Consider the following 14255-nt stretch of genomic DNA (forward strand, 5'->3'; position numbering starts at 1 on the left):
TACAGCCAACCCTAATTTTACACTAATCTTCAGCCGCCTTCAAGTTAATTTGCAGCCCCCCTCCTTCGTCTCTGCGTCCCTGCTATCCAGCCTCAATTCAAACCAGAAAGTACTGCCTTGGCCGTTTTTGCTGATTACGCCATATTCAGCCCTGTGCATATCCAGAATGGTTTTTACTATGGAAAGTCCCAATCCTGTTCCTATGGCAGCCCTCTTATGTGCCTTATCCACCTTATAGTACCTGTCCCATATAAGAGGGAGCTGTTCCTCTGCTATACCTTCTCCTGTATCAATTATCTCAATCCTGACGCGGGAACCACTGATCCGTTCTGCTATAGTAACGGTTTTATCTGCTCCGGTGTAGGTTATTGCATTATTTATAAGATTATAAAGGACCTGTGAAATCTTTACCGGGTCGGCGTTGACCCATATATCTCCTGCACTTTCAAACTTCAGCCTGTATCCGTCCTGTTCTGTCAGCTTGCCGTATCTCTTCAATATTTCCTCTATGCCTTTTGTCAGATTGAAGCGTTCAGCAGTCAATGCCTGGGTTCCTGACTGGAGCTTGGATATGTCCAGAATATCATTTACCAGGGTGGTAAGTCTTTTTGCCTCATCAATTATTATTTGGATATTTCCGGGAGTATTCTCGCCGGGCAGGTCTCTCATAACTTCTCCGTAGCCGGTTATCATTGTCAAGGGTGTCCTGAGATCATGAGAAATATTTGCAATAAGCTCCCGTCTGAGTCCCTCAACCTTTGACAGCTCTCTTGCGGCATAATTAAGCGTATCATTGAGCTCAGCAATTTCCAGATAGCCCCTTCCCTCAAATACGGTATCATAATTGCCTCTGGCCAGTTCCTTGGCTGAACTGTTGATTTTTATGATGGGCCGGGATATGCTCTTTGACACAAAAAGTGCCATGCCCAGCGCCAGCAGCACAGTAATGGCCGTGACATATACAAGCTGTATCCTGAGAGTGTCTACAGTCGCAGTTACAGGAGTTATTGTGGAATTGAGGAAGATAATAACCTTTGATCCGTCTTCCTTTTCAACTGTTTCAACATAAATCATGCTTTCATCCTTCATGCCATAGCCCCGGGGCATTTTCCCTTCGAAAGGCTTGTCCTTGTACAATATGTCTTTGGGCTCCTCCCTGGTACGCAGTTCAAGGAGAGTGCCGCCGTTCTGCAGAGCCTTCTGATACAGCGCATACAGTTCGCTGCTGGGCATTCTGTGAATCAGGCTGTCAGGGGCAGCATCCGAAGAAAACACGTTTGAGCCGTCCTCCAGCAGTATCCTTATGAAGGTTTGATTCTGCTGGGATATTGAGTTCAGCAAGATATTGAGGTTATCATTGTTTATATTTTCTTCAATGGTTTCAGCCGAGTCTTTTATATTGTTAATTCTTATCTGCCTGTAAAAATCGTCAAGGAACACGATTTGAAAAAGCCACAGCATTATGAGCATAGCTGCTGCAAATACGGACAAATAGAAAAAGAGCTTAAATTTTATGCTCATTTTGTCAAGCTTCAAAGCGATATCCCACCCCTCTAAGGGTAACTATATATTTGCTATAATTTCCCAAACTCTTTCTCAGAAGCTTGATATGAGTATCGAGAGTCCTGTCGTCGCCGTAAAAATCATATCCCCATACATCTGTTATCAATTTTTCCCTGGTTAAAGCAATACCTCTGTTCTTGACAAGGTAAAAAAGCAAGTCATATTCCTTTGGAGACATATCCGTTTTAACTTTGTCAATATAGACAAGCCTGCCTGTAAAATCCACCGTCAGGCCCTCAAAGCTTATAATCTCTTTCTTGTTTTCATCAGCAGCAGTACCATTGCTTCTTTTTACTATTGCGTTGACCCGCATCATCAACTCTTTGGGCGAGAAGGGCTTTACCACATAATCGTCAATTCCCAGCTCGAAGCCGTGTATTTTGTCATACTCCTCGCCTCTGGCCGAAAGCATGAGTACCGGTGTTTTTCTGCTTTTCCTTATTTCCTTGCAGGCTGAAAATCCGTCCAGTTCCGGCATCATTATATCCATTATAATAATGTCAAATTCCCTCTCCCTGCATATATCCACCGCTTCCATTCCATCAGCCGCCTCGCTGACCTCATGGCCTTCAAAGACTGCATATTTTTTAATAATTTCTCTTATACCCGTTTCGTCATCAACTACCAGAATTTTATACATACAGTCACCTTCCTTAAAATAGAAAGACCCTTCAAGTCATTTCCGGGATGTTATTATTATATATCATCCTCATAAAATAATTGTGAAGGGCGGGTGAATTTCAAATGAAATTTATGTAATTGCACTCAAGCCATAGCTTTAATAGCTCTCTTGTTTTGATACATCTGGCGGTCGGCTTCGTCCAGAAGCCCATCTACCGTAATCTCCAGCTCACCGTCATATTCCGAAAACCCATAGCTTATACTGATTGTATAGTCTTTATTTGTAAAAGGCTTCAACTGCCTTAATTCCCCGGAAATTCTATTCATAAGCTTCTCAGAGTACTCCATGGTACAGCCCGGAAAAACTATGACAAATTCATCTCCGCCCAGCCTGCTTATCACGTCGGTTTCCCTTATATTTTTCTTGATAGTGCCTGTTATGGTCTTAATGAGAAAATCCCCTTCCCTATGTCCCAGCATATCATTAATGACTTTAAGATCATTGACGTCAATATAGCAAATGGTCATGCTCTTTTTTTGTGTTTTGCACAGTTCAATCTGTTCTTCAATAAACTTAAGCCCTGAGCCCCTGTTGAGGGTTCCGGTCATTAAATCCTTGAGTGTGTTTGTCTTAAGCCTGTCATATTTAATTTTATTAAGCAAGAAGTAATTTATCAGATATATGGTTCCAATTATGGAAGATATCAATACTGCGACAACAAAAATGGCACTTACATATACCGTTCTGCTTTCTTCAATGGCTGACCTGAATTCAATGGCATAGTTCAGAAGACTGAATACAAATAAAAGGATTACAAATGCAGTTATAAGATTCCCACAGAGTAAAATCATGAATTTTTTATGCTTTTTATATATCCTCTTCCGTGCTTTCATAAAGTCATCCGCCATCAATTTCATAATGGCACACGAAAACACAAACTCAGACAAGCCCAAAAAGGTGGTATGCACAAAACTGTCCTTAAGCTGGTTCATGCTGAGCCCCAATGGATACGCATAAGCCAGCGCTACCAGCAGGCTGCCCAACCCTACAATCAAAACGCTGAAAACGGCAGATATTGCAGTATAGTACATGTTGTACCTGTAAAAGGTCATTACAACAAATACCGCCACAAGGCTGAAACAAATCCATTTGATACCCATATTCAAATCAGGCATTAATAAATTTATCAGAGTTACAATCGATGCAATGGACAGGCTGCTTAAGGCATAGCTTATCAAAGGAACTTTTTTTAAATCTCTGTTTACTCTGCATATAACCAAGCAAATTATTAATGAAGTTATAAGTGCGGAATAAAATTCCCGGATAACACTTGTCAGCAAATCTGATCACTCCTGTTTCCATTTTTGCAAAGTCAATTACAATAGCTAAAGCCGATGGCTTGGGTTTGAGCCTAAATCCACCTTAAGTATAAACTCTTTAAAACCCGAACTGTTGAAACCTTTAAAATAAAATGCCTGAAAGCGAAGGTTTCAACCGTAATTGACTTTATGATAATTCAAAACGAATATTTAAATGATTAATTAAAAATAAATAATTCAAAATGAATCTTAATAATGAATATTATATAATAAGTTTGAAAAAAAATATTGGATATAATTAACAATTTTATTATCCTAATTTCTGTCTAAAATGTCTAAATTTATTTTGCATATGGCTTTTTACCGGTTAAATGCCCGCTTTGAGATAAGTTTTATAATTATATTCTGCATTATTTCCCGATATTGTCCAAGTGGCAGCATAAAGGCTTGATAAGTCAGTGGGAAAAGTATGAAGTTCTTCTTTATGAAACTTTATAATCTCGACTAAATCGATAATAATAATATTCTATAACATTCCTCAGGCATAAACAAGTAAAAACTGAACAAGTAAAAGCCTTATAAATCAGGTTATTCCAGCATTTTTCCTAAAAAATAATGGTCATAGGTCATAAGCTTTTTGCCAAGTGGTATAAATCCGTTCTCAGTCAATGCACTAATGCGCTGAGAGGCATCAGGTACGGCTTTTGTAAGCATGGCCTTAACATTGAAGGCCGTATAAAAATCATCTCGGGCAATATTTAAGATATCCCCAATAATCTCCCTGGTTTCACACCTGCTCTGCAAATCAATCCTGAGTACGCCATAATGATTGAATTCATCTTCTGCCAATCTGTGAAACATTTCTACAGTTCCCACCTTCTCACCGGTGCTGTTTAAGATTACGGTCCATCTGACAAAATACTTGTTCCTGTACGAGAAATCCCAAAACTCAATTGCCTGCAGCATTCTTTCAAGGGTTTCATAATGGAAGTCATCTCCGTGGCAGTTGTCAGAATTGAAAAAAGGTACTGCTTCAAGGTCGGAATAACACTTCAGAAGTTCTTCCGCATCCTCCGCAACAGTTCCTCTTAAACTCACAAGCCCACCGCTATACTGAGGACATTCCTCATAAATATCAAACATGTCAACCCGTCCTCTTTTCATTGAAATATCAGGCCCAATTTTCACAGTGCCCCCGATTATAAAATTATACTATGATACACAAGATATGACAAAGTGGAGGGATAATTGCAGTTTCAAAGGCAACAACTTTGATCTTTATCATTTTCAGAGTCTCTTCTACCTCGACCTGACCAGTTCCTCCAACGCCTATTTGATTATTCCCATTCGTTTAGCTGTATAATTTTCTCAGACATGTTCCTAATCCTCCATAGTATATTCATCTACTTGTTTCGTCTTTTAACATTTCTCCCACATTATAGGTAAGCATTATTTCTTTACCTTTTTTTGTTATTATTTTTACCGATATAATTTCATCTTTATATATTTTTTTTATATCATTTATTGATAATCCCGTTGAATCAAATATTACATACTTCACAGCTTGTGCATTGTTTTCTTTATATAGATTGTTACTATCGCTACCACTACCCTTTATAGACCTAATCTTGTCATATCGATCAATCACAAAAAGATCAGGTATTTGAATATCTTTTTCTTTACAATCTTTTGAATTCACTATATCTATTTGAACAAATATTTTTTTAAGATTTTCAATACTATATTTCTCTAAAGCATTGCTAGCATATTCTTCATCTGTAATATCTCTCAATTCTATATTTGCCGTTACTTGCGGGTATTTATCTTGAATATAATTAAATAAAAATATAAATATAGTAGATATTATTAAAGTGCTAAAGCAAATTATAATTAAAAAAAATGTTTACCTATTATTTTATTCATATTATCCTCACAAGTATCATTAAAATTTTTATACAAGCATCTATCTTTTACAACTTAATGACCTAACTATACTAAAATAAATAGTTAGGCCATTAGTCATACAACATGATATGTAATTAATGGTAAGTTATTACTTATATTCTCTTACAAAAAATATATATTTACAGTCTTGGCCATGAATAAAGTGTTATTTGGTCAGCTTTCATGAATTTCGATGGCACTGTTGAAAAATTCATATTTAAAGTAGGAGCACTGCCAACCGGCCAGCTTATTCCAAAATTATTGAGTTGTGCACTTGTCCATGTATGTATAAAATCCATTTTTATGTATATTGGCAATTGATCAGGACAAGTATCAAGCCAAAACCACGCTGATCCACTGTATCCACAAAATTTGTTAATTCCTGTTATCCATTTGTCTTGGAAAGTATATGCTACTCCAGATTTACTGATAACAGAAGCACTACCAGCGTTGTCATACAACGTGCCATAATTATCATAAATAGCCATTTGAGCAGGATTTGAAGAAAAAACATAACCTGTTACAGGGTTCCAATTAGTTTGACACATTGATAATGCTACTCCATCTAAAGCTCCGGCTGAAGTGTCCACTAACCCTATGTCATTCCAAGTCCAGTATCCAGTTACCAAATATTTAGATGAATATTGATCACGATATGCAGAAATAGATAAAGTTACCGAACCCGGTGCACTCATTGGCGATATATTTCTACTAGGGTCTGCAATTATTTTATCAGATTTTTCAACACCATTCTTTTTTAAGAACGCATCTACCGCATCTGGACCCTTTGCACCTAATTCCTTTATATTTTCCTCTAAAAAAGCTCTTCTTTCGTTCCACTTAGCATCTGAATCCTCTTTTGAGCTACTGGCAAAAGAGGGATACAGTAATATTGAAACCATAAGTGATATTACACAAATTGCAGATAATAATTTTTTTATAAACATAGTCCAATCCTCTCTTAAAATTTATTCCATTAATCACGCAAATGCTTTGCCATTATTTGTAATATTTGCCAATCAATTCTAAATGTGCTCAAATAACAGAATCAAGTTACAGACTTTAGCCTTTTTTCCCATTATTATCATTTCTATCAAAAGATGTCTGCCATTTCAGCTTACTTACAGGCAGAATCTTACCACATTATGGTCACATATACAATCAAATACATCCTGCGAGATAATTAAGTTTTATCACAATCTTCCAAATATATACATGTAATTTCCCTATTAAAATCAATTAAGAAATAAAACTGATAAGATATTGGAAGGGAATTAAAAACAAAAGGCCATAGCTTCAGGCAAATATTCACCCAAACTATGGTCTCGTGACAAAACTTATTTATCCATGATAAAACTATTTATGCTTTTGATCAAACTTAATCATACAAGAACACCTGGCTGCGGCACTCAAATCTCCCGTCTTCCTTCAAATGCCTTGGCCAGCGTAACTTCATCGGCATATTCCAGGTCTCCTCCCACGGGAATACCGTGAGCTATCCTGGTAGTCTTTATACCCAGAGGCTTGATCAGTTTTGAAATGTACATTGCTGTGGCTTCTCCCTCCACATTGGGGTTGGTGGCCAGAATAACTTCCTTGACCTCTCCTCCTCCCAATCTTTTGAGCAGCTCCTTTATGCGTATTTCCTCAGGCCCTATGCCCTGCATTGGCGAAATCGCCCCGTGCAGGACATGATACAGCCCCTTGAATTCCCTGGTGCGCTCCATGGCCACAACATCCCTTGCCTCCTGGACTACACATATGGCAGCCCTGTCTCTTGAGGTTCCACTGCACAAAGGACATGGGTCCACATCGGTGAGATTACTGCAAACCGAGCAATACCTTGTCTTCTGCTTTGCATCCAGTATGGAATTTGCAAGTCCCTGTACTTTTTCCATAGGCATATTTATAACGTGAAATGCAAGTCTTTGAGCAGACTTGTGTCCAATACCGGGCAATTTTTGAAATTCTTCTACAAGTTTAGCCACAGGAACTGCGTAATAATCCATTTTTCCTCCCCAGCCGCAGCACTTGCGCAGCAGCTTCCCTTTTTACTTATTATTGACAAAAACGCCCTATGGAGCGCTTTTGTCAAATGTTTTTGAATTATATAAAAATTGACTTTTAGAACAGGCCCGGGAATCCGCCCATACCACCTGTGATTTTGCCCATCTCAGAATTTGCCAGTTCATCAGCCTTTCTGAGCGCTTCATTTACTCCACTCAAAATAAGGTCCTGCAGCATTTCCACATCATCCGGATCAACAACCTCAGGCTTTATAATTATTTCCTTGATTTCCTTTTTACCTGTTGCAACTATTGAAATTGCTCCTCCGCCCACGGAAACCTCAACCGTCTTACCTTCCAATTCCTGCTGGGCCTTTTCCATATCCTTCTGCATCTTTTGTGCCTGCTTCATCAGGTTATTCATGTTTCCGCCTCCGAAGCCTCCGCCAAAACCGCCTCCCGGGAATCCGCCTTTTGCCATATATAACATCCTCCTGTTAACTGGTATATTAAAGTTAGGTTAATAAATAATCAATCAAATAATACCAATTATTTAATTGCTCCTTATTATTATAACTTATTCGTCTATTATATCAAGGTGAACATTCAGCTTGCCTGCAATTTCCCTTGCATTTTTAAGCAGCGCGCTTTCCTGCTCCTGATTTTTTTCGGGCAATTGCGCCGGGGTCATTTCATCAAGTTCCTCTTCGTCTATAAACTTGATGCGTATGGGTCGCCCCAGCTTGCTGCCCACAACATTCATAAGCACCTCAACCTGCTCGGGCTTCGCTATTACAGACTTGATTGACCCGGCCCCTGAAGGAAATACTATAAAAACAGTTGCTTCATCTCCCCGGACTGCTCTGGCTGAAGTCAGGTATGTTGCCAGCATCATCCTGCCGCTGGCTTTCAGTTCCTTCATTACCTCGGGCCAGATTTCCAGCGGCTGATAATCCGACGTTTTCTTCTCGCTCTTGCTGCCGCCGGTGACGGCAGTTACTGCAGCTACAGGTGCTGCAAAAGGATTTGGGGCACTGCTGCTTTCAGGTATGGGCGGTACACTGTCCAATATTCTGGTGGCTGGTAGCTGCGGTGCGGCGGCATCGGGCCTCCTGACCTGGACAGCACCCGCTCCGTTTCTTATTGCATTTTCAAGGTCTGTAAGCCTGTCGGCCAGAGCACGGTTATCCTTGCTTTCCCCGAAACTTCCCGCGCTGATGGAAATCAGCATCACCTCCAGAAAAACACGCTGGTTCAGAGCGTATTTAAGCTGTGATTCAAAGGCGGACAGTTCCTTTATTATGGCAATTATCCTCTCCTTGGTGAAGGCTTCCGACTGCCGCATCATATTCTCCAGATACTGCCTGCTGACATCGATAATATCCGACGGGTTTCTGGTTATCTTGCAAAGCAGCAGATTCCTAAAGTACATCACAAGATCGGAAGCAAACCTCAGTATATCCCTTCCGTTGGAGGACAGCTTTTCCACACCGCTTACGAGGCCCTCCACATTTGTATCTTTTATATATTCAACAATCTCTGAAATAAAATCGTCGCTTACAATTCCAATGGCGTCCAGGACATCCTGATGGGTTATATTTTTATTTCCCGCTGAAATACATTGGTCCAGAACACTCAAAGCATCCCTCAAAGCACCGTCGGCCAGCCTGGCAATCAGCATTGACGCATCATCGTCCAGTCCTATTCCGCTTGCACTGGCTATAGCCTTAACTCTTCCGGAAATGCTTCCAGGGGTGATCTTCCTGAAATCAAACCTCTGGCATCTGGAAAGTATGGTTGCCGGCAATTTATGGGGATCTGTGGTGGCAAGTATGAAAACCACATGGGCCGGAGGTTCTTCAAGTGTCTTAAGCAGGGCGTTGAAGGCCCCCGCCGACAGCATATGTACCTCATCAATTATATAAACCTTGTACCGTGCCTGGGATGGTGCATAGACCACTTCATCCCTGATTTCTCTTATATTGTCTACACTGTTGTTGGAAGCCGCATCTATTTCAACCACGTCAAGAATGGAGTCGCTCAATATTCCCCTGCATATTTCGCATTCGTTGCAGGGATCTCCCTCCTTCGTATTCAGGCAGTTTATTGCCCTGGCAAATATCTTGGCCATTGTTGTCTTTCCTGTACCCCTGGTTCCGCAAAAAAGGTATGCATGCCCTATACGCCCGGACCTTACTGTATTTTTAATAGTTCTGACCACGTGCTCCTGTTCAACCACATCTTCAAAAACAAGAGGCCTCCATTTTCTGTATAAAGCTGTGTACGACATACTCCACTTCCTCTCTGCAATCAGTAGGACAAAACAAATACTTTAAATCCCCAAATACTTTAAAACAAAATGAGCCTGCTCCAAGTTGTAAACTCTGAACAGGCTTTCTTTGTTTTATAAATGAATGGCCGTACACCCATCGTCGATAGAAATACATAGCCGTTACCTTTACAGTTAACTCTAACCAGGTAACCCAGCGGCACACAGAATTAACCGCTTACCGCTGCTTCCTTCCGGACCTGACGGGGTTCACAGACTTCTATTGCGCAAGACCCAATTTTCATTGCCACTTATAAAGGGCAGGCACTACATACTTAAACCTCTGACAGGAGTTCAATCCTGCTATAGCGGATTGCAGGTACAGGGCACCGCTACCTCCCCATCTAGTACGGCCAAAATTGGCTTATCGTAATGCATACTGACCTACATCAGTCTGTTCAACTTCAGTACACCTTACACATTATAACCTAAATACCTGAGCATAGCAATACATATTGTCCTGTAAATATTTTGAATACTGCCCGGAAAACAACAAGGCATCGGGGCATTTTAAAAACCTGTGGGTAATTTAGAGCAAAAAAAAAGCACCTCAGAATATAAAATATAATAATTCCTGATAAAATAGGTGCCGTAAGTAACAAAAAACAAATCAATATGTTTAAAGGAGGAACAAAATGAAAAAGCTTATAATGGCTTTACACTTATTATTATACCACGTTTTTCCTAAAATAATGTTAAAATTGTATAACAAATATTAATAAAATGTGAATAGAAATTTCACTCATGCCTTACATTATAAAGTTAACAATAATAGCCGCTATCCCCACATAAAGCGCCACCTGTCCTATAGCCGCACCTACATTGTCCTGCTCATATATTTCCTTCCATATATCCACCTTCACAAGATTTGTAAATATCAGCTTGAAAAGTACCGACAGTATACCGAAAATAATCAGGCTTACGGCGATTACAAATGCCACAGTCAGCAAATCGAAATCCATACCGTAAAAAGACATTACTTCTGAAATTATTGTCTGCACTGCAAAAACAAAACCCAAAAGTCCTATACCTGCGGCAGCGTTATTGTCAATAAAAAGCTCCTTGAAGAGAGTTGTCCTTCTTCTTAATACCAAGTTGTAACACACCAGTGCCAAAAGCATAAAAACAAGGAATATCATGACTTTCATCAAGATTTCAAGGCCGTTGCCGTTTATAATGTTAATAATATCCAAAAACTTTATTATATTAACAAATATAACTGACAGCGATACGGAAAACAGTGCCGCTCCAACATTTTTTTGCTCACAGATCTCCTTGTTAAGACAAATTTTGCCGTGGGCATCACTTGCGTCAATCAGGTTCACAATAAATTTCGAGCAAAGCCTCAATATGGTCAGAATCGCTATGTAAAATATGGTGTAACCCAGGCATACCGCCAAATCCACAAATATGTTGTCGCTTGCCGCTCCTTTTATGCCGTGGCCTGCAAGGTATAATACCGGAAATACAAAAGCTCCGATAAATTCAATCCATACCGCCAGGTTGTCTCTTGTAAACAGGGCCTCCTTGAGGCATACATCCCTGAGTATGATATTGTTGTAGATTATCCAGCCAAGTATGAAGCCAACAGTAAGAATTATAAAGCTGAATGACAGGTCTTTTAAAAAAAAGCTTAAATATTCCAACATTTGAATCTCTCCAATCCTTTAATTTTTGTCCAAACCCTGGTACACCTTGTAATGTGCACCCTCAAACCTCTGTCCTATAAATATTCTGAACATCCCGTCGTCCTTCATCATCTCGACATTCAGATACTCGGTCACTCCGTCGGCATCCCTCTGGTAGTCCCATACCGCAACTTCAACTTCTTTGGTTACCTTTCCGCTGTTCAAATCCAGGACCTTTACCCTGCCCTGTACTCCATCGATTCTGTAATCGCATTCAGGCATTATACAGCGTTCATACTCTGAGCCGTCCGGAGTAGAGAGATATTTTTGCCCTGCGACATTAAGAAATTCCTCGGAAAAGGGTATGGTATCATCCAGAAAGTACATATAGGTTTCCAACGCCACTCCTTCTTCCTCCGGACTGTAAACCTCCAAAATATACTCCGCTTCGTCTGCCTTGGAGTACAATAGATACCTGGTGTACGGCCGCTGCCCCACTTCCATCTGTATTATTTTTTCAAACGTAAAAAAACCGTCAAGTTCCAGCTCCTTCAGATGGAATTCAATCATGGAATTCTTATTGATATCCAGCGGGTTCAAAAAATCCGGCGCAGCCTTCTTCAAAAAATCAAACATATAACAATACCTCCGGAACCTAGTATATTCTGCTGTAGTGAGACTTCCTCCGCTTGGGCTTTGAGAGCTTGCGCACCACTATTACCAGGCCTGCTGCAGTCATAACAAAAACAACTACCGCAACCCCGCTGCCGGCAGAATTTGTGGGATACTTGTCGGTATAATATATCTTGTCAACATTTTCCTCCTGATATTGCTGCGAAAATTGCAGGTCTGGATCAGCATCCGGTTCAACATAGTTTGGATCCCTCTGTATACCTTGCTTTTCAAGCTCTTCAACTCTATTTTCAAGTTTTTCATATTCCTGCTGGTTGAAATAACTCTTATACGGCGCAATATCAAGCCAGTGATGAAACCAGAACATTTCCGAAGCTCTCATGAGAAACCACAGGTCCCACGGCCCTACATAGGCATATCCATATGAAAAGGGACTCCCGAACAGTCCGGTGTTCACATTAATAAATACGGGCCTTTTTCCGAAGGAATTCAGCCTTGAACTTCTGGTTTTCAACGCGTCCTCGAAATTCATCCTTTTTGCACTTGTACCGAAGTCCCGCTTCATGGAAGCATTATAGACCTTTTGCTGCTCGGTATTCAGCTTTTGCTTGTAAGTATTGAAATTCTTACCTGAAACCTGCTTCTTGTAATTATCCTGCATATAGGAATACTTTTTTGAAGCAGATTTGGTCGCAAAGCTTTTGGAAGCAGACCCGGAAGAACCGCTGTAAGACTTTCCCGTTCCAGGTATGCTCCTGGAGCTGCTGCTTTTTGCGCTGCCGGCACTGCTGCTTTTCGTACTGCTGCTTTTGGACTTTGACGAGCTAAACAAGCCTCCGCTCTTGGACGAGCCCTTGTAGCTCCTGCTAAAAGACTTGGAAAAAGACCGGCTGCCTCCAAAAGACCTGGATTTGGCGTAAACCCCGGCTGTAGAGGTAAAAATAAATAATAATATGAGCACTATGGAAAATACTCGTTTTTTCACAATCATCCCCCGCATTTTTATGCTATTCTTTAATCAGTTGAAACATCCGCTTATTTCTTCAAGTAATAATACGTAAATAAACAATTATTTGTATTACCATTTTTGTAATTATATCATGAAGTAATTAACCTTTATACAGGCATTTTATCCATATTCTTTTTTGCCGCAACCTGACACTTTTTAATTTTTTGAAAATAAATGTATAGCAATATACAAAAAAGGCAATAACTATAACTGACCCCACAAAATACATTTTAACCCCCTAAAAATGCTCCGGCTATGCCGGGCATTTTTTTTTATCCAATAAAAAACTTATACTCTCCCACACAATAAAAATAAGACCTGCAAAAGCAGGCCTTGATATATTTTATATTCTCCGGAGTTCATGCAATATTAACTATTATTTATACTGCCCGCGTGTATCCTTTCCTCCAATTCCGCTGCTGCCTGTAATGGTAAGTTCTATAACGGTTCTAGGCTCCAGCACGGTGGAATTCTCAGTTATTGATATTTTCTGTGCAACAATTGCAGGATCAAGGGCATTGATCAGCACTCTTCTGGGAGAACTTGCAAAGTTTGCACCGGCTTCCATTATAGCCTCATAATATGACTGACAGGCGCCTGCAAAAATGCAAAGCCTATCCGGGTCAGGCTCATACTCTCTTGCAATCTTAACTGCGTTAATAAAATAGGAGGAATTTGCGTAACTTTCCAACGACTTAAAATTCTTTGCATTTTTCTTCAAGCCGTCATGCCCTGTAAGCACCAATATATTAGGCTTATAGGTCCTCAGATATTGCCTTACCACAGAGGGCTGTCTATCTTCGCTCACCCATTTTCCGTAGCAGTTTATCTTGCTCTGTTCATAAAAATCTATACACTGGTTCATAAAATCCTGAGCTGAATCAATGTGAAGTATTCTGCCGGGCCTCTTTTTCAATCTGCTGAAGAAACCTCTATGAGATGGCCCGCAGCACTCAATGCTGCTTTTAGTCTGATAAAGCTCTCTATATGCTCTTGTATACGCAGTCCGGGCATCCTGTTTTTCCAGGTCATCAGCTTTTGAATCGGCCTCGATGCGGGAAGATAGCCCTCTTAAAACATAACACTCTGCTCCATCAAAATCTCGTATTATATTTACTACTCTAAAAAGAAGATCTCCCCCGTAAGACCTTCTGGTAACAATATCTCCAACTAGAAATTTAGCCAAAAAAATCACTCCAAAA

General features: G+C 40.1%; 13 protein-coding genes and 1 other RNA gene. All 14 read right to left on the reverse strand.

The window, feature by feature from the left end; translation table 11 throughout:
• Positions 1-39: 39 nt before the first annotated feature.
• Complete coding sequence (locus CLHUN_RS07030; RefSeq protein WP_080063870.1) at positions 40-1536, reverse strand: HAMP domain-containing sensor histidine kinase; 1497 nt, start codon at positions 1534-1536, stop codon at positions 40-42.
• Positions 1526-2203: a response regulator transcription factor gene (locus CLHUN_RS07035; protein WP_080063871.1), complete on the reverse strand. Its 678-nt coding sequence runs from the start codon at positions 2201-2203 to the stop codon at positions 1526-1528. Before CLHUN_RS07035 ends, CLHUN_RS07030 begins: the two co-directional genes overlap by 11 nt.
• Positions 2204-2328: 125 nt before the next feature.
• Positions 2329-3525, reverse strand: coding sequence for a GGDEF domain-containing protein (locus CLHUN_RS07040; RefSeq protein ID WP_080063872.1), 1197 nt, complete (start codon positions 3523-3525; stop codon positions 2329-2331).
• A 567-nt stretch (positions 3526-4092) separates the two neighbouring features.
• A complete protein-coding gene (locus CLHUN_RS07045) occupies positions 4093-4692 on the reverse strand; it encodes a GNAT family N-acetyltransferase (protein ID WP_242656461.1) in 600 nt (199 codons plus the stop codon).
• 211 nt (positions 4693-4903) lie between these two features.
• A complete protein-coding gene (locus tag CLHUN_RS07050; RefSeq protein WP_080063873.1) occupies positions 4904-5296 on the reverse strand; it encodes a hypothetical protein in 393 nt (130 codons plus the stop codon).
• A gap of 292 nt (positions 5297-5588) precedes the next feature.
• Complete coding sequence (locus CLHUN_RS07055; RefSeq protein WP_080063874.1) at positions 5589-6395, reverse strand: hypothetical protein; 807 nt, start codon at positions 6393-6395, stop codon at positions 5589-5591.
• A gap of 462 nt (positions 6396-6857) precedes the next feature.
• Positions 6858-7457 (reverse strand): recombination mediator RecR, encoded by a 600-nt coding sequence (gene recR / locus CLHUN_RS07060; RefSeq protein WP_080063875.1) that lies wholly within the window; start codon positions 7455-7457, stop codon positions 6858-6860.
• Between the two features lie 115 nt (positions 7458-7572).
• Complete coding sequence (locus tag CLHUN_RS07065; RefSeq protein WP_080063876.1) at positions 7573-7935, reverse strand: YbaB/EbfC family nucleoid-associated protein; 363 nt, start codon at positions 7933-7935, stop codon at positions 7573-7575.
• Positions 7936-8031: 96 nt separating this feature from the next.
• Entirely contained in the window at positions 8032-9744 is a 1713-nt protein-coding gene (dnaX, locus tag CLHUN_RS07070) for a DNA polymerase III subunit gamma/tau (RefSeq protein ID WP_080063877.1), read from the reverse strand.
• A gap of 128 nt (positions 9745-9872) precedes the next feature.
• Positions 9873-10136: signal recognition particle sRNA large type (gene ffs / locus CLHUN_RS07075), an RNA gene on the reverse strand.
• 396 nt (positions 10137-10532) lie between these two features.
• On the reverse strand, positions 10533-11432 hold the full coding sequence (locus tag CLHUN_RS07080; protein ID WP_080063878.1) for a DUF350 domain-containing protein: 900 nt from the start codon (positions 11430-11432) through the stop codon (positions 10533-10535).
• A gap of 18 nt (positions 11433-11450) precedes the next feature.
• Entirely contained in the window at positions 11451-12047 is a 597-nt protein-coding gene (locus tag CLHUN_RS07085) for a hypothetical protein (RefSeq protein ID WP_080063879.1), read from the reverse strand.
• A gap of 19 nt (positions 12048-12066) precedes the next feature.
• A complete protein-coding gene (locus CLHUN_RS07090; RefSeq protein ID WP_080063880.1) occupies positions 12067-13029 on the reverse strand; it encodes a hypothetical protein in 963 nt (320 codons plus the stop codon).
• Between the two features lie 400 nt (positions 13030-13429).
• Positions 13430-14239, reverse strand: a complete 810-nt coding sequence (locus CLHUN_RS07095) for a sporulation peptidase YabG (protein WP_080063881.1) — start codon at positions 14237-14239, stop codon at positions 13430-13432.
• Between the last annotated feature and the right edge of the window lie 16 nt (positions 14240-14255).

It is taken from the genome of Ruminiclostridium hungatei (genome assembly GCF_002051585.1).
GTDB lineage: Bacteria > Bacillota > Clostridia > Acetivibrionales > DSM-1351 > Ruminiclostridium > Ruminiclostridium hungatei.

Excerpts from the sequence above, each read along its gene's own strand:
- CLHUN_RS07035 (WP_080063871.1), bottom strand. The coding sequence starts at position 2,203 with ATGTATAAAATTCTGGTAGTTGATGACGAAACGGGTATAAGAGAAATT.
- CLHUN_RS07055 (WP_080063874.1), bottom strand. The coding sequence starts at position 6,395 with ATGTTTATAAAAAAATTATTATCTGCAATTTGTGTAATATCACTTATG.
- recR (WP_080063875.1), bottom strand. The coding sequence starts at position 7,457 with ATGGATTATTACGCAGTTCCTGTGGCTAAACTTGTAGAAGAATTTCAA.
- CLHUN_RS07065 (WP_080063876.1), bottom strand. The coding sequence starts at position 7,935 with ATGGCAAAAGGCGGATTCCCGGGAGGCGGTTTTGGCGGAGGCTTCGGA.
- dnaX (WP_080063877.1), bottom strand. The coding sequence starts at position 9,744 with ATGTCGTACACAGCTTTATACAGAAAATGGAGGCCTCTTGTTTTTGAA.
- CLHUN_RS07080 (WP_080063878.1), bottom strand. The coding sequence starts at position 11,432 with ATGTTGGAATATTTAAGCTTTTTTTTAAAAGACCTGTCATTCAGCTTT.
- CLHUN_RS07085 (WP_080063879.1), bottom strand. The coding sequence starts at position 12,047 with ATGTTTGATTTTTTGAAGAAGGCTGCGCCGGATTTTTTGAACCCGCTG.